Source organism: Pseudoxanthomonas sp. PXM02, from assembly GCF_014851805.1.
Lineage (GTDB): Bacteria > Pseudomonadota > Gammaproteobacteria > Xanthomonadales > Xanthomonadaceae > Pseudoxanthomonas_A.
On record NZ_JACVAK010000002.1, the window covers coordinates 712,975 to 733,389 of the forward strand.

20 protein-coding genes are annotated in these 20,415 nt (G+C 67.7%); 13 read left to right on the plus strand and 7 right to left on the minus strand.

Features of this window, described 5'->3' with window-relative positions; translation table 11 throughout:
* Window positions 1–69 precede the first annotated feature (69 nt).
* The 4 genes from IB225_RS12090 to trxA are packed head-to-tail and all read right to left on the minus strand — an operon-like array spanning window position 70 to window position 2,921.
* Entirely contained in the window at window positions 70–846 is a 777-nt protein-coding gene (locus IB225_RS12090; RefSeq protein WP_192311472.1) for a queuosine precursor transporter, read from the minus strand.
* Window positions 847–849: 3 nt separating this feature from the next.
* Entirely contained in the window at window positions 850–1,521 is a 672-nt protein-coding gene (locus IB225_RS12095) for a DUF502 domain-containing protein (RefSeq protein WP_192311473.1), read from the minus strand.
* A gap of 37 nt (window positions 1,522–1,558) precedes the next feature.
* Window positions 1,559–2,023 (minus strand): DUF4442 domain-containing protein, encoded by a 465-nt coding sequence (locus IB225_RS12100; RefSeq protein WP_192311474.1) that lies wholly within the window; start codon window positions 2,021–2,023, stop codon window positions 1,559–1,561.
* A 43-nt stretch (window positions 2,024–2,066) separates the two neighbouring features.
* Entirely contained in the window at window positions 2,067–2,921 is an 855-nt protein-coding gene (gene trxA / locus IB225_RS12105; RefSeq protein WP_192311475.1) for a thioredoxin, read from the minus strand.
* Window positions 2,922–3,061: 140 nt separating this feature from the next.
* On the opposite strand from trxA, the gene IB225_RS12110 reads away from it, so the two are divergent.
* The 4 genes from IB225_RS12110 (at window position 3,062) to IB225_RS12125 (ending at window position 5,198) form a co-directional block, all read left to right on the plus strand.
* Window positions 3,062–3,691, plus strand: a complete 630-nt coding sequence (locus tag IB225_RS12110; RefSeq protein WP_192311476.1) for a hypothetical protein — start codon at window positions 3,062–3,064, stop codon at window positions 3,689–3,691.
* A complete protein-coding gene (locus IB225_RS12115) occupies window positions 3,688–3,906 on the plus strand; it encodes a helix-turn-helix transcriptional regulator (protein ID WP_192269739.1) in 219 nt (72 codons plus the stop codon). Before IB225_RS12110 ends, IB225_RS12115 begins: the two co-directional genes overlap by 4 nt.
* A gap of 80 nt (window positions 3,907–3,986) precedes the next feature.
* The gene (locus IB225_RS12120; RefSeq protein ID WP_192311477.1) at window positions 3,987–4,571 is read left to right on the plus strand and encodes a DUF4410 domain-containing protein; all 585 of its coding nucleotides are present in this window, start codon (window positions 3,987–3,989) and stop codon (window positions 4,569–4,571) included.
* 30 nt (window positions 4,572–4,601) lie between these two features.
* Window positions 4,602–5,198 (plus strand): DUF998 domain-containing protein, encoded by a 597-nt coding sequence (locus tag IB225_RS12125; protein WP_192311478.1) that lies wholly within the window; start codon window positions 4,602–4,604, stop codon window positions 5,196–5,198.
* 12 nt (window positions 5,199–5,210) lie between these two features.
* On the opposite strand, the gene IB225_RS12130 is transcribed toward IB225_RS12125, so the two are convergent.
* Complete coding sequence (locus IB225_RS12130) at window positions 5,211–6,506, minus strand: amidohydrolase family protein (protein WP_192311479.1); 1,296 nt, start codon at window positions 6,504–6,506, stop codon at window positions 5,211–5,213.
* Window positions 6,507–6,612: 106 nt separating this feature from the next.
* Here IB225_RS12130 and leuS point away from each other — a divergent pair, with 106 nt between their 5' ends.
* From leuS to rlmH, 6 genes are all read left to right on the plus strand, one after another.
* The gene (leuS, locus tag IB225_RS12135) at window positions 6,613–9,246 is read left to right on the plus strand and encodes a leucine--tRNA ligase (RefSeq protein WP_192311480.1); all 2,634 of its coding nucleotides are present in this window, start codon (window positions 6,613–6,615) and stop codon (window positions 9,244–9,246) included.
* 85 nt (window positions 9,247–9,331) lie between these two features.
* Window positions 9,332–9,877, plus strand: coding sequence for an LPS assembly lipoprotein LptE (gene lptE, locus IB225_RS12140; protein WP_192311481.1), 546 nt, complete (start codon window positions 9,332–9,334; stop codon window positions 9,875–9,877).
* Window positions 9,877–10,911, plus strand: a complete 1,035-nt coding sequence (gene holA, locus IB225_RS12145) for a DNA polymerase III subunit delta (RefSeq protein WP_192311482.1) — start codon at window positions 9,877–9,879, stop codon at window positions 10,909–10,911. Before lptE ends, holA begins: the two co-directional genes overlap by 1 nt.
* Window positions 10,912–10,919: 8 nt before the next feature.
* Window positions 10,920–11,597, plus strand: a complete 678-nt coding sequence (nadD, locus tag IB225_RS12150) for a nicotinate-nucleotide adenylyltransferase (RefSeq protein WP_192311483.1) — start codon at window positions 10,920–10,922, stop codon at window positions 11,595–11,597.
* A gap of 31 nt (window positions 11,598–11,628) precedes the next feature.
* A complete protein-coding gene (rsfS, locus tag IB225_RS12155) occupies window positions 11,629–12,045 on the plus strand; it encodes a ribosome silencing factor (RefSeq protein ID WP_056878289.1) in 417 nt (138 codons plus the stop codon).
* Between the two features lie 80 nt (window positions 12,046–12,125).
* Window positions 12,126–12,596, plus strand: a complete 471-nt coding sequence (rlmH, locus tag IB225_RS12160; protein ID WP_192311484.1) for a 23S rRNA (pseudouridine(1915)-N(3))-methyltransferase RlmH — start codon at window positions 12,126–12,128, stop codon at window positions 12,594–12,596.
* A 66-nt stretch (window positions 12,597–12,662) separates the two neighbouring features.
* On the opposite strand, the gene IB225_RS12165 is transcribed toward rlmH, so the two are convergent.
* Both IB225_RS12165 and IB225_RS12170 read right to left on the minus strand, forming a co-directional pair.
* Window positions 12,663–13,334, minus strand: a complete 672-nt coding sequence (locus tag IB225_RS12165; RefSeq protein ID WP_192311485.1) for an energy transducer TonB — start codon at window positions 13,332–13,334, stop codon at window positions 12,663–12,665.
* 211 nt (window positions 13,335–13,545) lie between these two features.
* Window positions 13,546–14,289 carry an SIMPL domain-containing protein gene (locus IB225_RS12170; RefSeq protein WP_192311486.1) on the minus strand — a complete coding sequence of 248 codons (744 nt, stop codon included), beginning with the start codon at window positions 14,287–14,289 and terminating at the stop codon, window positions 13,546–13,548.
* Window positions 14,290–14,448: 159 nt separating this feature from the next.
* Between IB225_RS12170 and IB225_RS12175 the strand changes: the two genes are divergently transcribed.
* From IB225_RS12175 to IB225_RS12185, 3 genes are read left to right on the plus strand one after another with little or no spacing between them, the layout of a single operon-like run.
* Complete coding sequence (locus tag IB225_RS12175; protein ID WP_192311487.1) at window positions 14,449–15,042, plus strand: Maf family nucleotide pyrophosphatase; 594 nt, start codon at window positions 14,449–14,451, stop codon at window positions 15,040–15,042.
* Window positions 15,043–15,054: 12 nt separating this feature from the next.
* Entirely contained in the window at window positions 15,055–16,542 is a 1,488-nt protein-coding gene (rng, locus tag IB225_RS12180; RefSeq protein ID WP_192311488.1) for a ribonuclease G, read from the plus strand.
* A gap of 24 nt (window positions 16,543–16,566) precedes the next feature.
* Complete coding sequence (locus IB225_RS12185; protein WP_192311489.1) at window positions 16,567–20,400, plus strand: YhdP family protein; 3,834 nt, start codon at window positions 16,567–16,569, stop codon at window positions 20,398–20,400.
* Window positions 20,401–20,415: the final 15 nt, after the last annotated feature.

The following is a 20,415-nucleotide window of genomic DNA, read 5'->3' on the forward strand; positions in this document are numbered from 1 at the left end:
CAGTCGGTAGGGGGCCGGGTCGTCTGGCTTGCCTGACACGATCACGTCAGGTGCTGGAGGGGAGCCGCGTCAGTCGAGTGCAGCTTCGGCACGGAGCTGTCGCTCGCGTTCGTGCCCCAGGTAACGGCGGATGCCATGGCGCATCAGATAAAGCAGCGGGATCAGCGCGATCGCCGCCAGCATCTTGTAGGCGTAGTTGACCGTGCTGACGGCCAGGAACAGCGAGGTCGGCCACTTCTGCGGCCCCAGCACGAAGGCGATATAGATCACCACGAAGCTGTCCACCAGTTGCGAGATCGCCGTCGAGCCGGTGGCGCGCAACCACACCCAGCGTTCGCCGGTGGCGTTGCGGATGCGATGGAACACCGAGACGTCGATCAGCTGGCCCACCAGAAACGCGACGACAGAACCTGCGATCGTCCACATGCCCTGGCCGAAGATCGCAGCGAAGGCTTTCTGGTAATCCGGAACACCCTGCGACTGCGCGGCCTCGACCCACCAGCCGGCCGGCGCCAGCGCGATGGCAGCGAAGGCGAACAGGAAGCCGTAGACGATCAGCGCCACCGCCAGCCACGAGATGAAGCGCACGCCGCGCTTGCCGAAGAACTCGTTGATGGTGTCGGTCAGGACGAACACGAACGGCCACAGCAGCGTGCCGGCGGTGAAGCTGAGCGAGCCGGTCTGGCCGAACAGGTTCCACTCCAGCGGCGCGATGCCCAGTGTGTCTTCCAGCGCGAAGATCTTGACGCCGATGAACTCGGCCAGCACCGCGTTGGCGCAGAACACCGCTGCCAGCACGATGAAGAGACGGACCGCGCGATCATCCAGCGTGCGCGGTGCCTGCATCGCTCAGCGCTCCCCGGCGCGGGTGAACGGCATGGTTTCCGGCGCGACGGCGCCGCCGGAGATGATGAAGCTCATCGCCTGGTCCACGGTCCAGTCGGTCGGCGTCAGCAGTTCGACCGGTACGATTTCCAGATAGCCCGACGTCGGGTTCGGCGTCGTCGGTACGTAGACCGCAGCCAGTTCGCGGCCGCTGCCTTCCTCACGGATCACCCGCGTCACCAGGCCGACCGACTTCATGTCCCGGTGCGGGAAGTCGATCAGCACCACACGCTGCGTGCTGCCGGGTTTGGTTTCCAGCATGTCCAGCAGCTTGCGCGCACTTGTGTAGATGACGTTCGCCAGCGGTACGCGTGCGATCAAAGCCTCGAACCAGCGCAGCAACTGCTGCCCGATCACGCGCCGGGTCAACGCACCGACAGCGACGATGACGAACAGCGTGGCGACCATGGCGATGGTGTTCTGCACCCACACGCCGTTGAACCAGCCCAGCGACTGCGGGAACGTCGCCGCGATCTGGTGCGACATCGGCTCCACCCACGGCTTGCTGATGTCGGACAGCAGCACGAAGACGAACTTGATGACGACCCACGTCAGCCAGATCGGCAGCAGGGTCAGCAGACCGGTGATGAAGAGCTTCTGCACCGAAACGCGGTGCGCGGGATGGTCGGGGGGCATGCCGCTATTGTAGGGCCCGCACTGCCGCGCGGGTGGCTCAGGCAGCGTTCTTTCGGGCGTCGGGCTTCAGTCGCACGTAGATCTGCTTGCGCACGCGGGCGACCACCTCGTTCTGTGCGTTGAAGACATCCGCCGGCATCCAGCGCAGATGCTTTTCACCGTTGGCGGCTTCGGCGCGGATCTCGTCCAGCACGCGTTCGTCCAGCCGGAATTCGGCGTGCAGCGTGCCCTTGCCCGGCTTCACGAACTCGATCTCCGCCGCCTTGTCCCAGACGAAGTAGTCGCGGCCCAGGCGTTCCTTGGCCAGGATCATCCAGAACGGATCGGTCATCGCGAACAGGCTGCCGCCGAAGTGGGTGCCCACGTAGTTGCGGTTCCACGGGCGCATGCGCAGCTCGACGCGGGCGAAGCTCCAGTCCGGGGCCATTTCGGTGACATGGATGCCGCTGAGCAGGAAGGGCGGCCACAGGTTGAAGATGTGCCGCAGGGTGCCGGGTTTCATGCAGGACTGCTTTGTTCGGGGTGACGGGCAGGGGATTCGCGGTTCAGAACAGCAGGGAGGACATCTTCCTGCGGTACTGGCTGACCAGTGCGTCGTCCTCGATCACCCGGAAGGCATCGATCAGGCTCTTGCGGGCCAAGCCGTCCTCGAAGGCGCGGTCGCGCTTGAGCATTTCCAGGAATTGTTCCAGCGCCGCTTCGGAATCGCCGCCGACCAGCGCATGCACGCCCAGCAGGTGGCGGGCGCGCAGGTCGTCCGGGTTGGTCGCGATGGCCGCGCGGAGGGCGTCGGGCGCCGGCGCATCCTTCAGGGCGGCGGCGAAACCCAGGCGCGCGCGCGCCTTGACCGCACGGTCGTCGGTGGCGAGGTTGGCGGGCAGGGCATCGAGCAGGCGCTCGGCTTCGGTGGCTTCGCCGGTCTTCAGCAGGGCGAGGACCAGGTCGAGCTTCAGTTCCTCCTTGTCCGGTTCGGCCGCGATGGCTTCACGCAGCGCAGCGGCCTGGGCCTGCGGATCGAGCGGGACGTCCTCGACGGCATCGTCGCTGGCCTCTGCCGGCTGGATGCCGTGCGAGGCGAGGAACTCGCGCAACTGGCCTTCCGGCAGCGCGCCCGGGAAACCGTCCACCAACTGGCCGCCCTTGACCAGGAACACGGTCGGGACCGAGCGGATCTGGAACGCCGCGGCGATCTGCTGTTCCTTGTCCACGTCGACCTTGGCCAGCAGGAAGGCGCCGTTGTACTCGCCCGCCAGCTTTTCCAGGATCGGCCCCAGCGTCTTGCACGGCCCGCACCACGTCGCCCAGAAGTCGACCAGCACCGGCACCTCCAGCGACTTGCGCAGGACGGTGTCCTCGAAGGTCTCGGTGGTGGCGTCGAAGACGTGGGGCAGGTCGCTCATCGGCTGGCTCATGGCGCGTGGGAAGTCGCCTTCACATGGAGTCACAGAGGTCAGGATACAAGTCGATGTAAAAAAGATTTGACATGGTGAGACTAAAATGTAATGTTCGGATTACATTTTGTCTGGCATGGGTGACCACGATGACACTGCAACGAGGTGGATGGCTGGTCCTGCTGGTCGGCGCGATGCTGGCGTTCTGGGCGCTGCTCGCGGGCCCCGACACACTGGCGGGCGTCGATCTGGGCAAGTGGGGGACGGCCCTGCTGGTGGCCATTGCGTGGGTGTCGATGTATGCGGTGTCGCGCGTACCGGTCGGGGAGGCCGAGCGCGGCGTGTCGCCTGGTGAGTGGAAGGCGTGGGTGGGCGTGGCGTTCATGACCGTGGCGACGGCCTACTTCCTGGCCAAGTCGCACGTGTTCGTCGATGGCCCGGCCTGGAACAACCCGGCTGCCCAGGCCGTCGGCCGCAACCTGGTCCTGCTGCTGGTCGCCTGGAGCGTGTTGAACGGCGTGCTCGGCGCGCGCTGGAAGGGGCGCGTGCAGGAAGACGAGCGCGATCGCCAGATCGAGCAGCAGGCGGCCGGCTGGGGACGCGGTGCGGTGACGTTCTGCCTGGTCGGGCTGGCGGTGATGCTGGCGTTCTCGCCGGCCGAACGGCTGGCATGGGCCACGCACTTCATGATCGCCAACCTGCTGGTGTTCGCGCTGATGTGGGGCTGGCTGTGCGAGTACGCGGCGACGGCGGTGATGTATTGGCGGGACCGCCGATGACCGGCACCCCGATCGCCAACGACATCCGTCGCCTGCGCTTCGAGCGTGGCGAGATGACCCAGCAGGCGCTGGCCGATGCCTGTGGGGTGACACGGCAGACCATCATCGCGCTGGAGGCGGGGCGGTATGCGCCGTCGCTGGAGCTTGCCTTCCGGATCGCGCGGGCGTTCGGCGTGGGGATCGAGGCGGTGTTCCGCTGGGAAGACCCGGCATAGCCCGGTCGCCATGCCGGTCTGCTAGGGTCGCGGTCCCGGCGCGGAGTGGCGCCATCGACGGAAGGGCAGGGATCATGGGAATGCAGCGCATCGTGATGGGACTGTTGATGGCAATCGCCGTGACCGGAACGGCGTGGGCGAAGGACGAGATCCGCGCCTCATCGACCACCAACCCGCCGCCGAGCGAGGCGCTGGGCCAGTTCGACCGCTTTGAGCTGAAGCCGGCGACGCTTGCCACCGATTACGCCGAGCATCCAGCCAACAAGGAGGCGCTGGTGGCCTTCCAGCGCAACCTCGACGAGCGCGTGGGTGCGTGGGTCACCGAGCAGAATGCGGTTGCGGCGAAGAACGCGCCGGCGCGCACGCTGGTGATCGAACCCACGATCGAGAAGATCCGCTTCATCAGCGGCGGCAAGCGGTTCTGGGCGGGCGCGTTCGCCGGCAGTTCGCAACTGCTGGTGAAGCTGAAGCTGACCGATGCGGCCACCGGTACGGTGATCGCCGAACCGGAGTTCTACCAGCATGCGAAAGGCATGGCCGGTGCATGGACGTTCGGCGCGGCCGACAACACCATGCTGGTACGCACGGCGTCGCTGGCGCGGGATTACCTGCAGGGCAACCACGCCACGGCGCAGGGCAGCACGACGGGCTGGGAGCAGGACTGACGCAGCAATGACGCGTCCGGATCTCGCCACATGAGTCGCACATCATCCTTCGCCGGACCCGCAGCCACGCTGGTGTTCGTTGCTGCGCTGGTCGGCTTCGGCCTGGCGTTGCCGGGCTACTCGCAGATCGCGCATCCGGTCGCCGTACTGGGTGCGAAGGGCGTGCCCAACGCGCTGGGCTTCAACCTGCTGGGGTTCGTTCTTGTCGGTGCGCTGGCCGTCGTCACCACGCTCGGTCTGCGCCGGCGCCTGCCGGACGATGCGGGCTGGACGCTGCGTATCGGTGCGCAGCTGACCCTGTTGTCCGCAGCGGGTTTCGCGGCGATGGGGCTGCTGCCGCTGGATCCCACCGATCTGGATAACCCGGCCAGTAGCCTGCACGCCACCGCGTGGATGTTGTGGTGGGTGGCGTTCGTGCCGGGCGCGCTGCTGGTCGCTCTTGGTCTACGTGGGCGACCGCAATGGCGGCCACTGGCCCGTGCCAGTACCGCCGTCGCGCTGCTGGTGCTGTTCGTCGCGCTGCTGGCGGTCGAACTGATGCCCGCCGGCATCGCCCAGCGCCTGGGTTATCTCGGCTGGCTGGGCTGGCTGTGCATCGCCTCGCTCGGTGCGCGAGGCGACGGCTAGCTTCAGCGCGACTTACGGACGGCGATACACCTTGCCGTCCTTCATCACGAAGTCGACCTTCAGCACCGCGTTGATGTCGGCCACCGGGTCGCCCGGCACCGCCACGATGTCGGCGCGCTTGCCGACCTCGATCACGCCCTGGTCGTCCACGCCCAGCACTTCCGCGGCGCGGATGGTCGCGGCCTGCAGCGCCACGTTCGCGGGAATGCCCGCTTCGACCATGTAGAGGAATTCGCGCGCGTTGTCGCCGTGCGGGCCGACGCCCATGTCGGTGCCGAAGGCGATCTTCACGCCGTTGCGGTAGGCCTTGCCGGCGGTCTCCTGGATCAGCGCACCGATGCGCTGGGCCTTCGGGCGCACGACCGGCGGGAAGTAGCCGTCGATCTTCGCCTTCTCCGCCACGAAGCGGCCGGCGTAGATCGTCGGCACGTACCAGGTGCCGTGCTGCTTCATCAGCCGCATGATCTCGTCGTCCATGTAGGTGCCGTGCTCGATGCTGGTCACCCCGCCAACGATGGCGCGCTTCATGCCTTCCTTGCCGTGCGCATGAGCGGCGACGCGGAAGCCGTAGTCGCGCGCGGTGTCGACGATCGCCTTCACCTCGTCGACGACGAACTGCGGCGCATCGCCGGACTTGGCGTAGCTCAGCACGCCGCCGGTGGCGGTGATCTTGATGACGTCGCTGCCGTCCTTGTAGCGCTGGCGCACGGCCTGGCGGGCTTCTTCGGGCGAATTGATCACGCCGTCGGTCGGGCCCGGCGGGCCGAGCAGGTGCGACAGGCGGTCGTTGAAGCCATTGGTCGGGTCGGCATGGCCGCCGGTGGTGGCGATCGATTTGCCGGCCGCGAAGATGCGCGGCCCCTTCACCAGACCCTGGCTGACCGCGTCGCGCAGGTGAGGGGCCACTTCGCCGCCGAGGTCACGCACGCTGGTGAAGCCGGCCATCAAGGTCTTCTCGGCGTACCCCACCGAGCGGAAGGCGTAATCCACCGGATCCAGCCGGAAGCCCTCCGAATAGCTCTGAGGGCTGGATTCGCTGCCCAGGTGCACATGCAGGTCGGTCCAGCCGGGCGTGCAGGTGCGGTCGGCCAGGACGATGGATTCGGCATCGGCCAGCTTGGCGCGGCCCGGGATGACCTCGGCGATCTTGCCGTCCCTCACCAGCACCGTGTGCTCGCCCAGGACTTTGCCGCTGCGGGCATCGAACAGGCGATCGCAATGCAGGGCAAGGGTGGCGGGCGTGGCGGTCTGCGCGGCAGCGGGCAGGCCGGCGGCGGCCATGGCAAGGGCGAGCAAGGTCTTGGTCATATGGGTTCCCCGGTTTCGACCCGCCCATGCTACCCGCTGGCGTGGCGGGGCATGGTGCGCTGCGGTACCCTTGGCGGCTTTGCCGTTACTGCTGCCGCACATCGCCATGTCCACTGCCGCCGAACCCGCTTCCTACGACCCGAAAACCGTCGAATCCCAGGCCCAGTCCTTCTGGGAGGCCCGGCGCGCCTTCGAGGTCGACGAGCAGTCGGACAAGCCCAAGTACTACTGCCTGTCGATGTTGCCGTACCCGTCGGGTGCGCTGCACATGGGCCACGTGCGCAACTACACCATCGGCGACGTGATCAGCCGCTACAAGCGCATGACCGGCCACAACGTGCTGCAGCCGATGGGCTGGGACGCGTTCGGCCTGCCGGCCGAGAACGCCGCGATCAAGAACAAGACGGCGCCGGCCAAGTGGACCTACGCCAACATCGAGCACATGCGCAGCCAGCTGAAGTTGCTGGGCTACGCCATCGACTGGTCGCGCGAGTTCGCCACGTGCCGTCCCGACTATTACGTGCACGAGCAGCGCATGTTCACGCGCCTGCTGCGCAAGGGCCTGGCCTATCGCAAGAACTCCGTGGTGAACTGGGACCCGGTCGACCAGACCGTGCTGGCCAACGAGCAGGTCATCGACGGCCGCGGCTGGCGCAGCGGCGCGCTGGTCGAGAAGCGCGAGATTCCGCAATGGTTCCTGCGCATCACCGACTACGCGCAGGAACTGCTGGACGGCCTGGATGATCTGCCGGGCTGGCCCGATGCGGTCAAGACCATGCAGCGCAACTGGATCGGTCGTTCGGAAGGCCTGGAAATCCAGTTCGCCGTCGAGGGTAACGAGCCGCTGACGGTGTTCACTACGCGTCCCGACACGCTGATGGGCGTGACCTTCGTGTCGATCGCCGGCGAGCATCCGCTGGCGCTGAAGGCGGCGGCGTCGAATCCGGCACTGGCGACGTTCCTGGAAGAGCTGAAGCACGGTGGCGTCTCCGAGGCGGAACTGGAAACGCAGGAAAAGCGCGGCATGGATACCGGCCTGCGCGCGGTCCATCCGATCACCGGCGACAAGGTGCCGGTGTGGGTCGCCAACTTCGTGCTGATGGGCTACGGCACTGGCGCAGTCATGGCTGTCCCCGGCCATGACCAGCGCGACTTCGAGTTCGCCACCAAGTACGCGCTGCCGATCCAGCAGGTCATCGCGCTGAAGGCGCCGAAGAACGACGACGAGAAGACCTACGACGCCACCACCTGGCGCGACTGGTACGGCGACAAGACGCGCGATGACCTGGAACTGGTCAATTCGGGCGAGTTCGACGGCCTGGATTACCGTGGCGCCTTCGAGGCACTGGCCGAGCGCTTCGAGCGCAAGGGCCAGGGCCAGCGTCGGGTGAACTACCGCCTGCGCGACTGGGGCGTCAGCCGCCAGCGCTACTGGGGTTGCCCGATCCCGGTGATCTACTGCGACAGCTGTGGCGCGGTGCCGGTGCCGGATGCCGACCTGCCGGTCGTGCTGCCGGAGAACGTCACCCTCGACGGCGTGAAATCGCCGATCAAGGCCGATCCCGAGTGGCGCAAGACCAAGTGCCCGCAGTGCGGCGCGGCCGCCGAGCGCGAGACCGACACGTTCGACACCTTCATGGAATCGAGCTGGTACTACGCGCGCTACACCTCGCCGGGCGCGAAGGACATGGTCGACAAGCGCGGCAACTACTGGCTGCCGGTGGACCAGTACATCGGCGGCATCGAGCACGCGATCCTGCACCTGATGTACTTCCGCTTCTATCACAAGCTGTTGCGCGACGCGCGCATGGTGGACAGCGATGAGCCGGCCACCAATCTGCTGACGCAGGGCATGGTGATCGCCGAGACGTTCTACCGCGACAACACCGACGGCTCGAAGGACTGGATCAACCCGGTCGACGTCGAGATCCAGCGCGACGACAAGGCGCGCGTGGTCGGTGCCACGCTGAAGGCCGACGGCCAGCCAGTGAAGATCGGCCCGGTCGAGAAGATGTCGAAGTCGAAGAACAACGGCGTCGATCCGCAGTCGATGGTCGACAAGTTCGGAGCCGACACGGTGCGCCTGTTCTCGATGTTTGCGGCGCCGCCAGAGCAGTCACTGGAGTGGAACGAGGCGGGCGTGGAAGGCATGGCGCGCTTCCTGCGCCGCCTGTGGACGCAGGTGCAGAAGCATGCCGCCGACGGCGCGACGACGACGCTCGACGTGGCTGCATTGACGGCCGACCAGAAGGCCGTCCGTCGCAAGACGCACGAGACCATCGACAAGGTCGGCAACGACTACGGCAAACGCCACAGTTTCAACACCGCCATTGCCGCGGTGATGGAACTGTCCAACCTGCTGGGCAAGTTCGACGATGCGTCCCCGCAAGGGCGCGCGGTGCGCCAGGAAGCGCTGGAAGCGGCCGTGCTGCTGCTCAATCCCATCACGCCGCATGCCAGCCATGCGTTGTGGCAGGCGCTGGGGCACGACGAAGCGCTGATCGAGGACGTTGCGTTCCCGCAGGTCGATGCCGACGCGCTGGTCCGTGATTCGGTGACGCTGGCGGTGCAGGTCAACGGCAAGCTGCGCGGCACCATCGAAGTGGCGGCGGATGCACCGCGCGACCAGGTCGAGGCGCTGGCCAAGGCGGAGCCCAACACGGCCAAGTTCCTCGAGGGGCTGGAGATCCGCAAGGTCATCGTGGTGCCGGGCAAGATCGTCAACATCGTGGCCGGATGAGGGACGGCAGGCGTCTTGCCCCGGTGTTCACCTCCGGTCGGGCTACGCTCTTGCCGCCCATGACAGGCTCGTCCAGACTTCGCCCATGATCCGATTCCGCCTGCCTCTCCTCGTCTTCGCCCTGGTCTTCCTCGCCGGGTGCGGGTTCCACCTGCGCAACAAGATCGCGCTGCCGGCCGATCTCGGCCCGGTCCGCGTCACGTCGTCGTCGACGTCCTACAGTGCGCTGGTGACCAGCCTGTCGCGTGGCCTGCAGGCTGCCGGCGGCACGCTGGCGGCCCCGATCGGTGAAGAAGACACCGCGGCCTCCGGGACACAGGTCGCGACGCTGCGCGTCGTCTCCGAACGCTGGGGCGACCTGCCGATCGCAGTGGACCAGTTCGGCCGATCGCAGGAGTACACGCTGCGCTACGCGGTGGTGTTCGTTTTCAAGCGCGCGGATGGCACCGACCTGGTGCCGCAGCAGGTTGTCGAGCTGTCGCGTGATTACGTGTCGCAGCCCGACAACGCCACCGGCACCACGACCGAACGCGAAGTGCTGGCCGACGAACTGCGTCGTGAAATGGCCGCGTCGATCCTGCGCCGCGTCGACGGCGTGGTGCGCTCGGGCCAGGTGAACCCGGCTCCCTGATGGAACTCAAGCCGGAACAGCTGGCGGCGCGCGGCACGTCCGAGCCGCTGCTGCCGGTCTACCTGATCGCGGGACCGGAAACGCTGCGCGTACTCGAAGCCGCCGATGCGGTGCGCGCCCATGCGCGTGCGCAAGGGATCGGCGAACGAGAAGTCTTCGATGCCGACGGGCGCGATTTCGACTGGGGCCAACTGGAAGCGAGCTTCAATGCGCCCAGCCTGTTCAGTGCGCAGCGGCTGGTCGAGGTGCGCCTGCCCGGCGGAAAGCCGGGCAAGGAGGGCGCCGAAGTGATCAGTGCGTTCTGCGCCAATCCGCCTCCTGACGTGGTGCTGCTGATCACCGCAGGGGAATGGGGCAAGGCCTATCAGGGCAAATGGAGCGATGCGGTCACGCGGGTCGGCGTGCTGGCGGTGGCCTGGGCGATCAAGCCGCATGAACTGCCCGGCTGGATCGAAAGCCGCCTGCGCAGCAAGGGTCTCCGTGCCGACCGTGACGCCGTGCAGCTGCTGGCGGACCGTGTAGAGGGCAACCTGCTCGCCGCCGCGCAGGAAATCGACAAGCTGGCCCTGCTCAGCGATGGACAGACCCTGGATGTCGAACGCATGGAGTCGCTGGTCGCCAACGCGGCGCGCTATGACGTGTTCCGCCTGACCGACGCCGTGCTGGCGGGGCAGGGTGCGCAGGTCTCGCGCATCCTCGCCGGCCTGCGTGCCGAAGGCGATGTCGTGGCCGGGCTGATGCCGATGATCGTCAAGGAACTGCTGCGCACGGCGACGCTGGCGCGCGTGCAGGCCAACGGCGGCAATCTTGCCGCCGAGATGAAATCGCAAGGCATCTGGGAAGCGAAGCAGGCGCCGTTCAAGCGCGCGCTGCAACGCCACGCCGCGCCGGCGCGGTGGGACCGTTTCGTCGCCGAGGCGTCGAAGATCGACCGCACCGCCAAGGGGCGGGGCGATGGCGACGCCTGGGTCGGGCTGGAGCGGCTGCTGCTGGCCATCGCGGATGCGAAGGCCGTGCGCCTGCTGGTCGCCTGACCCGGGCGATGCTGCGGATCCTCTACGGCGGCACGTTCGACCCCGTCCACAACGGACATCTGGCCATCGCGCGTGCGGCACATGCCGCGTTCGGCGTGCCGATCCACCTGATGCCGGCGGCCGATCCGCCGCACCGCGCGCCTCCCGGCGCCACCGCCATCCAGCGCGTCCATCTGCTCGACCTCGCCGTGAAGGATGAGGTTGGTCTTTGCGTCGACCGGCGCGAACTCGTGCGCGCCGCGCGCGATCCCGAAGCGCGCTCCTACATGGTCGAGACGCTGAGGGAGTTGCGGGCCGAGCAGGGCGATGCGGTACCGGTCGCCTTGCTGATCGGTGCGGACAGCCTGCTGGGCCTGCCGACGTGGAAGGCGTGGTCCGAGCTGTTCGATCTGGCGCACTTCATCGTCGCCGACCGGCCAGGCAGTGGCCTCGATGCCGGTCTTTCTCCCATCCTGATGGAGGCCTTGGAAGGCCGTTGGACCGACCATCCGGCGTACCTGCACCGCTCACCGGCAGGACGTGTGTACCGCCTGCACCAGCCCCTGCAGCCGGAATCGGCCACGGAGATCCGTCGTCGCATCGGCGCGGGCAAGGCCTGGCGCCATCTGGTTCCGCCGCAGGTGGCAGACGCCATTGCCGACGAAAGGCTCTACGTCTCACGGGCCGCCGACGCGGCTCCGCTATAATCCCGACCGAGTTCCCGGAGCCACCAAGCCTTTGTCCAGCCAAGCCCACGTCATCAAGACCCGCCTCCCCAGCCCGCCCCCGGCCCTGCCGGACCTGCTTGCCACCGTGCACGCGGCGGTGCAGGAACTGAAAGCCAAGGATGTCGTCGAGATCGACGTGCGCGGCAAGTCCAGCGTCGCCGACTACCTGGTGATCGCCTCGGGCACCTCCACCCGCCACGTGAAGTCGATCGCCGACGAAGTGGTGAAATTCGCCAAGAAGCTCGACGTGATGCCGCTGGGCGTCGAAGGCGAGCGCGAAGCCGAATGGGTACTGGTCGACCTGGGTGACGTCATCGTCCATGTCATGCTGCCGCGTGTGCGCGAGTTCTACGCACTCGAGCGCCTGTGGACCGTCGGCGACCAGCCGCCGGAAGACGTCGAGACGGCGGACGAATCGCGGCTCTGATGCGGTTCTTGGATTGATCCGACGGCGCCCGAGTGGCGCCGTCGTCGTTTGCGGGACAGCCTGCTCGCTATCATGCCGTCATGAAATGTCGCCTCATTGCCACCGGCGAGCGTGCGCCGACCTGGGTCGCGCAGGGCTTTGCCGAGTACCAGAAGCGCCTGTCGCACTGGCTGCCGTTCGAGCTCGTCGAGATCGAGCCAGGTCTCCGCGGCAAGGGACGTGATCCGCAGCGTGCGATCGAGGATGAAGGGAAGCGGGTACTGGCCGCGTTGCCAAAGAGTGCGCATATCGTGGCGCTGGAAGTGACGGGAAAACCGTATTCCTCAGAGCAACTCGCGCAGCGGCTGGAGCACTGGCGCACGCTGGGACGCGACATCGCGCTGCTGATCGGCGGTCCTGAAGGACATGCGCCCGACGTGCTGGCGGCGGCGCATGAAAAGTGGTCGCTCAGTCCGCTGACCCTGCCGCACATGCTGGTGCGGCTGGTGGTCGCCGAACAGGTCTATCGCGCAGCCGCGATGCTGGCCAATCATCCCTACCATCGCGCCTGAGCCCGCCGGTGAGTGAACAACCAAGAAGCCAGCCTTTCGGCGGGCTTCCTGTTCATGCATCGCCTCTCACTGCAGGCTGAAGGCGATCGGTACCAGGCCGTAGGCCTGCACCACCTGTCCGTTCTGCATGGCGGGCTTGAAGCGCCAGGTCTTCAGCACGTGCTGGAGCGCGGCGCGGTCCAGGTTGCGGTTGCCGCTGCTGGTTTCGACCGTCACCGTCGCGGGCTTGCCGTCGATGTCCACCAGCACGCGCAGGATGACGGTTCCCTCGATGCCGCCGCGCAGTTCGGCGATCGGGTAGCGCGGCGATGTGGCGTGGACGTACTCCAGCGTGGCCGACGGCATTGGGCCTGCGGGCAGCCCCACGCCTCCGGTGTCGCCGCTGTCGATCACGGGTGTAGCGGTATCGACGGCGCGCTCGCTGCCGCTGTCCACGATGACGGGAACGTCGATGACTTTCTGGTCTTCGACCGGCTTCACTGCCGGGCGCGGCTCGACGGGCTTGGGCGTGGTCGGCTTCACGATCTGGGCTTCGACCGGCTTCTCCGGTTCCACTTTCTCCCTGTCGTACCAGTGGACGATCGGCTTCTGCCTGACCGTCGGCGTGACGGTGGGCGCCGCCATCGGCATCAGCAGCATGAGCAGGGCGGCGGCGTGGACCGCGATGGCGGCCGCGATGGCGGCGATGCGGCCGATGTCGATGCGGGTATCGGAACCGTGGGGTAGTGCGCGAACCATGATCCACCTCCTTGAGGGCTGTGAACGGAACAACGCTCGGCCGCGAGGAGTGGGGTTGCAACGTCCCGGCGCCGCACGTCCAGACTGTACTCCGGCGGATGGCGTTCGCAAGAGGGGCCGGGTTCGACCTTCGGCGTAGTCCGGTGATCCGGTCCCGGAACGAAAACGGCGCCCCCGCAGGGCGCCGTCGTCGGAAGCATGGAAGCAGGGCTTACTTGCCCAGTTCGAACACCACGTCCAGGTTGATCGAGACGGTGGTTTCGCCCGGCGAGACCGGCGGTGCGCCGCCCGCGTCGCGGGCTTCCATCTTGGCCATGGCCATCATCGGCATCGGGCGGAAGCCGCCGTTGCCCTCGGAGATGCTGACGATGCGGCGCACCTTCAGGCCCAGCGACTTGGCGTAGGTCTCGGCACGGGCCTGGGCCTTCTTCAGTGCGGCCACGCGGGCTTCGTCATAGACCGGTTCCGGGTTGTCGATCTCGAAGCTGGGGCCGTTGATCTGGTTGGCACCCACGCCGGCCAGCGCATCCAACACCTTGCCGAGCTTGGCGATGTCGCGGACCTTGATGCTGACGGTGTTGTTGGCCTGGTAACCGGTGATCTTCGGTGCCTCGTTCTCGGCGTAGCGGTACTGCGGGTTGAGGCTGATCCCGCTGGTCTGCACGTCCTTGTCGGCGATGCCCGCGGCCTTGATGGCGGCCACGACCTTGGCCATCTGCTCGCTGTTCTGGCGCATGGCGGTGTTGCCGTCGACCGCCTGCGTGACGACACCGGCCGAGATCGTGGCGATGTCTGGAACGCGCGAGGCTTCGGCCTGCGCCGACACGTTGAGCAGGGTGCCATCGGCCGGAATGGCGTAGGCCGGGGCGGTCTGGGCAGAGGAGGTCATGGCGGCAGTGGTTCCGAGGGACAGGGTCAGGGCGAGCAGCAGGGGGCGGATCAGGGGCAGGCGCATGGGATCTCCTTTTCGTGTTGGGGGTGGTGCGGGCACCCGGTCGTCGACGCGAGAGGGTGTTCACGATGACATGAACGCGCCGTGATCCGGCGCAGGGTTATGGGTTTCGGGCCGGCATCAGCGACCATTCAGTCAGGCGCCGCGGGTTATTCTTCCGCGATGCTCTACCTCGCTTCCCAATCCCCCCGCCGCGCCGAACTGCTGACCCGCCTGGGACTGTCCTTCGGACGCATCGACCTCGACATTCCCGAGCACCGCCAGCCCAACGAGCCGGCCACCGACTACGTCCGCCGCGTGGCCCGCGAGAAGGCAGGTGCCGGCCTGCTGAAGGTCGTCGCCACGCCCGGTGCCGTGGTGCTGGGGGCCGATACCGAGGTGATCCTGGGCGATGAGGTCTTCGGCAAGCCGGTCGATGAGGCCGATGCCGCCGCCATGCTGCGACGCCTGTCGGGACGCACGCACCAGGCCGTCTCGGCGGTCTCCGTGGTCAGCGCATCGCGCGAGGCGCAGGCGCTGGTGGTCACCGAGGTCAGCTTCGCTGATCTGGACGAGGACGAGATCGCCGCCTACGTCGCCAGCGGCGAGGCGATGGGCAAGGCCGGCGCCTACGGCATCCAGGGGCGCGCGGAACAGTTCGTCACCCGCCTCGCCGGCAGCTACTCGGCCGTCATGGGGTTGCCGCTGCACGAAACCGCCCGGTTGCTTCGCGACTTCGGCATCCATCCGACGGCCACCGCCGCCGCGTCAGCCTGAGGGAAGGAACCCATGTCGGAAGAGATCCTCGTCAACGTCACCCCGCGCGAGACACGCGTTGCCGTCATCGAGAACGGCATGCTGCAGGAGCTGCACATCGAACGTGGCTGGCGCCGCGGCGTGGTGGGTAATATCTACAAGGGCAAGGTGCAGCGCGTGATGCCCGGCATGCAGGCCGCGTTCGTCGAAGTCGGGTTGGATCGCGCTGCGTTCCTGCATGCGAACGACATCGTGCGTTCGTCGCCCGGCGCGGTGGTCGATGGCGAAGAAGCCGTGCTGCCCGCGCCGCCGCCGGCACCGATCATGGACCTGCTGCGCGACGGGCAGGACATCGTGGTGCAGGTGGTGAAGGACCCGATCGGCAGCAAAGGCGCGCGCCTGACCACGCAGATCAGCATCCCATCGCGCTACCTGGTGCTGCTGCCGCAGTCGAAGGTCATCGGCGTGTCGGCGCGCATCGAGGACGAAGCCGAACGCCATCGCCTGAAGCAGGTCGTCACCGAACTGGCGGGCCTGCATGGTGGTCACGGCTACATCATCCGCACCAATGCCGAAGGCCAGCCGGCCGAAGCGCTCGCCGAGGACATCGCCTATCTGTCGCGCGTGTGGAACGTCGTCGAACGGCGCGGACGCGAATCCCCCTCGTGCAGCATCCTGTATGAAGACCTGAGCCTGCCATTGCGCGCGGTGCGCGACCTGATCCGCAAGGATGTGGAAAAGGTGAAGGTCGACTCGAAGGAAACCCACGAACGCCTGCAGGCCTTCGTTGCCAAGTACATGCCAGTGCTCGCCGAACGGATCGAGCTCTACAGCGGTGAGCGCCCGATCTTCGATCTCTACGGTGTCGAGGACGAGATCGGCCGCGCGCTGGACAAGCAGGTGCCGCTGAAATCCGGTGGCTACCTGGTGATCGACCAGACCGAAGCGATGACCACGGTCGACGTGAACACCGGCTCGTTCCTCGGTCAGCGCAATCTGGAAGAGACCGTCTACCGCACCAACTTGGAAGCGGCGCAGGCCGTCGCGCGCCAGCTGCGCCTGCGCAACCTGGGCGGCATCATCATCATCGACTTCATCGACATGGATGATCCCGAGCACCGTCGTCAGGTGCTGCGCACGCTGGAGAAGTCGCTGGCGAAGGATCATGCCAAGACCACGGTCTACGAGTTCTCGCCGCTGGGCCTGGTGGAGATGACGCGCAAGCGTACGGTGGAAAGCCTGGCGCGCCAGCTGTCCGAGCCGTGCCCGGAGTGCAGCGGTCGCGGCAGCATCAAGACCACCGAAACCGTCACCTACGAGATCTTCCGCGAGATCACTCGTGCGGTGCGCCAGTTCGAGGCCGCGCGCCTGCTGGTGATCGCCTCGCCGAAGGTCGTCGCCCGCATCACCGACGAGGAATCGACCGCAGTGGCGGAGCTGGAGGAATTCCTCGGCAAGTCGATCCGCTTCCAGGCCGACGAGCAGTACCTGCAGGAGCAGTTCGATGTCGTCCTGCTCTGACGCACGGGGCAGGGCGGGCGCGTAATGCCCACGCCGCTGCGCCGCCGCCTGCGCCTGGCCCGCCGGGGTGCCGTCTATGGCATCGCGGTGGTGCTGGTGTGCATGGCCGTGGTGCTCGGCATCGCCAGCCAGGTGTTGCCGCTGGCCGAACGGCATCCGGATCGCATCGCGGCATGGCTCAGCGAGCGTGCGGGACGACCGGTCGCCTTCGATGCGGTGAAAACGCAGTGGACGCGACGCGGGCCCCTGCTGCAGCTCGATGGCCTGCGCCTGGGTGAAGGCGACAACGGTGTGCGCATCGGCCAGGCCGAAGTGCTGGTCTCGATGTACGGCGGACTGTTGCCCGGCCGCTCCTTTACCGAACTTCGACTGCGCGGCCTGTCGCTGACCTTGCAGCGCGGCGACGATGGCAAGTGGGCCGTGCGCGGCCTGCCGGGCCAGCAGCAGGCGAGCGGCGATCCGCTGCAGAGCCTCGAAGGCCTGGGCGAACTGCAGGTGATCGACGGCAAGCTCGCCATCGTCGCGCCATCGCTCGGCTGGGACATCCGCCTGCCCGAGATCGATCTGCGCCTGCGCGTGCAGGGTGATCGCGTACGCGCAGGCACGCGCGCCTGGATCCGCAAGGACGCCGCGCCGCTGAACGTGGCGGTGGACTTCGACCGCAAGGCCGGCGACGGACGCGCGTACCTGGACGTGTCCGCGGAGGATATCGGCGCCTGGGCGCCGCTGCTTCGCTACGCCGGCGTGGTCGCCGAGCGTGGTAACGGACGTGTGCAGGCATGGACGGAACTGCGCCAGCATCGCGTGGTGCTGGTGACCGCCGACGCGCGCCTGCGCCAAGTAGGATTGCGCGGCGCACCGTTGCCGGACTCTGCGGCGCCCACGCGTATCGCGTTCGAGCAGATGGAGGGCCGCATGCGCTGGCGGCTGGTGTCCGGGGGCTGGCGGCTTGATGCGCCGCATCTGCGCGTCGGCACGGCGCCGGCCGTGCAGACGCTCGATGGTCTGGTGCTCGCCGGTGGCGAGCGTTACGCCGTGCTCGCCGATCAGGTGGACGCTGCACCGCTGTTCGCGGTGCTGGGACTCAGCGACAAGGTCGATGCCGGCCTGCGCCGCTGGCTGGTGCAGGCGCAGCCCGGTGCGCGCCTGGCGCGATTGACGCTGGCGGGTCGCAAGGACGGCACGCTGCACGCGGAAGGGCAACTGCGCGACATCGCGTTCAAGGCGGTGGGCGATGCGCCGGGATTGAGCGGCCTGTCGGGCGACTTCGACGGCGACGCGGCCGGTTTCCGCCTGTCACTGGACCCGACGGCCGACATGCGCTTCGACTGGCCCAGCGGATTCGCGGTGGTGCACGACGTGCGCCTGCAGGGCGACATCCTTGGTTGGCGCGAAGGCGATGGCTGGCGTGTCGGCACCTCGGCATTGCACGTGCAGGGCAAGGAGTACGCGGCCGACGTGCGCGGCGGCATGTGGTTCCAGGGTGACGGGACGCGGCCCTGGATCGATTTGGCGGCGAATCTGGCGGACGCGCCGGTGCCGGTGGCGAAAGGTTTCTGGATCCACCACAAGATGCCGAAGGCGGCCGTCGACTGGCTGAATGCCGCGCTCGTCGGCGGCACCGTTCGCAACGGGCGCGCGATCGTCAGTGGCGATCTGGACGACTGGCCGTTCACCGACCACAACGGCCGTTTCGAAGCGGTGGCGCACATCGAACGTGGCCAGTTCAAGTTCCAGCCGGCGTGGCCGCAGTTGGAACAGGTGGATGCCGACATCGCCTTCATCGGCAACGGCTTCGAACTGAAGGGACGTGGTGCACTGGGCGAGGTGGCGATTCCCGCCTTCCAGGCCGGCATCGCCGACTTCGGCGCGGGTGACCTGAAGATCGCCGCGCGGACCGATACCGATGCCGGTCGACTGCTCGCACTGCTGCGGCGGAGTCCGTTGCACGCGACCTATGGCGAGACCCTGGACCACCTGCAGGCCAAGGGACCGGTAAGCGCGACGTTCGACCTGCTGCAGCCGCTGCATGCTGACGAGCAGGCACGCAAGAAGCTGGCCGGCACCGTGGATCTGAAGGGCGCGCGACTGTCCGAGACACGCTGGGATCTGGTGTTCGACAACGTGCGCGGCAAGGCGAAGTACGACGATGGCGGTTTCGCCTCCGGGCCGCTGCAGGTCGTGTACGAGGGGCAGGACGGCGTGCTGGGCCTGCGTGCGGGCAGCGGTACGCGCGATCGCAACCAGGCGTTCGAAGCCGATCTGGCGGCCGTCGTGGACGCGGACCGACTGCTCGATCGCGCGCCCGAAATGGCGTGGTTGAAGCCCTACATGGAGGGGCGCTCGCAATGGACGGTCGGCGTGACGATTCCGCGCTCACCGGCCGGCGCCGTGTCACCGCCCACGCAACTCAGCCTGACCTCGGACCTGGTCGGCACGGCCATGAGCCTGCCGGCGCCGATGCGCAAGTCGCCGGGCACGCCACTGGCGACGACGGTGCGAGCGCCGCTGCCGATGGGCAGTGGCGAGATCGATGTGGCGTTCGGCGATCTGCTGGCGCTGCGCGCACGCAACAGCAATGGCCAGACCGGCGTGCGCGTGGTGCTGGGCAGCGATGGCGTGAAGGACGCGCCGCCCGCGTCGGGCCTGGTGGCCACCGGCCGCGCCGGCACGCTGGATGCGATGGAATGGGTAGCCGTTGCGCGTGGCGGTGGTGAAGGCGACGGTCTGCCGTTGCGCCATATCGATGTCACCGCCGAGCGCCTGCTGATGATCGGCTCGGTGTTCCCCGATACGCGTTTGCAGCTCGCGCCAGCGCAGCAGGCGCTGGCGGTATCGCTGGATGGCGACGCGTTGTCTGGGGCGCTGCTGGTGCCCGATGCCAAGGGCGCTCCGATCGCGGGCAAGCTCGCGCGCCTGCACTGGCGCAAGGCCACGCCGTCGGGTGCGACGGCGACCGATAACGCCGCTCGCAGCGCCACTGACGACATCGATCCCGCCGCGGTGCCACCGCTGTCGCTGGAGGTCGAGGATCTGCGGTTCGGCGACGCCCGGCTGGGTACGGCCAAGCTGCGCACGCGCCAGCAGGCCGACGGCATGTACGTGGATCAGCTCCAGCTGCGCTCGCCCGGTCAGCAGATCGACGTGCACGGCCAGTGGACCGGCACCGGCGACGCGGCGCGCACGCGCTTCGCGGCCGAGGTGAAGAGCGAGAATTTCGGCGTGCTGTTCGATGACCTCGGACTGGGTGATCGCGTGGGGGGCGGCCACGGCCAGATCACCGCGGAGGCCGGCTGGCCCGGCAGTCCGGCCACGTTCCGGCTGGCCGCGCTGGATGGCAGCGTGAAGCTCGCCGTCCGCGATGGTCATCTGCTGGAAGTGGAACCGGGCGCAGGCCGCGTGCTGGGCCTGCTGAGCGTGGCGGAAGTCAGGCGGCGACTGATGCTGGACTTCAGCGACTTCTTCGCCAAGGGCTTCGCGTTCAACCGCATCGACGGCGACATCCGCATCGACGGCGGGCTGGCGCGCAGCGACAACCTGATGATCGACGGCCCCGCGGCCGAAATCGCGATCCGCGGCGATACCGACCTGCGCAGCGAACGGTTCGACCAGACCGTCGACGTGAAGCCGAAATCCGCCAACGTGCTGACGGCCGTCGGTGCTGTGGCGGCGGGTCCCATCGGTGCCGCCGTCGGTGCCGTGGCGAATGCGGTGCTGAAGAAGCCGCTGGCCGAGATGGGCGCCAAGACCTACCGCGTCACCGGCCCCTGGAAATCGCCCAAGGTCGAAGTGGTGGGACGCGAGCAGTCGCGCGCCCGCAACGACGACAAGGACACCGACCGCGCCGGCGCGCCCTGACGCCCGTCGCGCCAC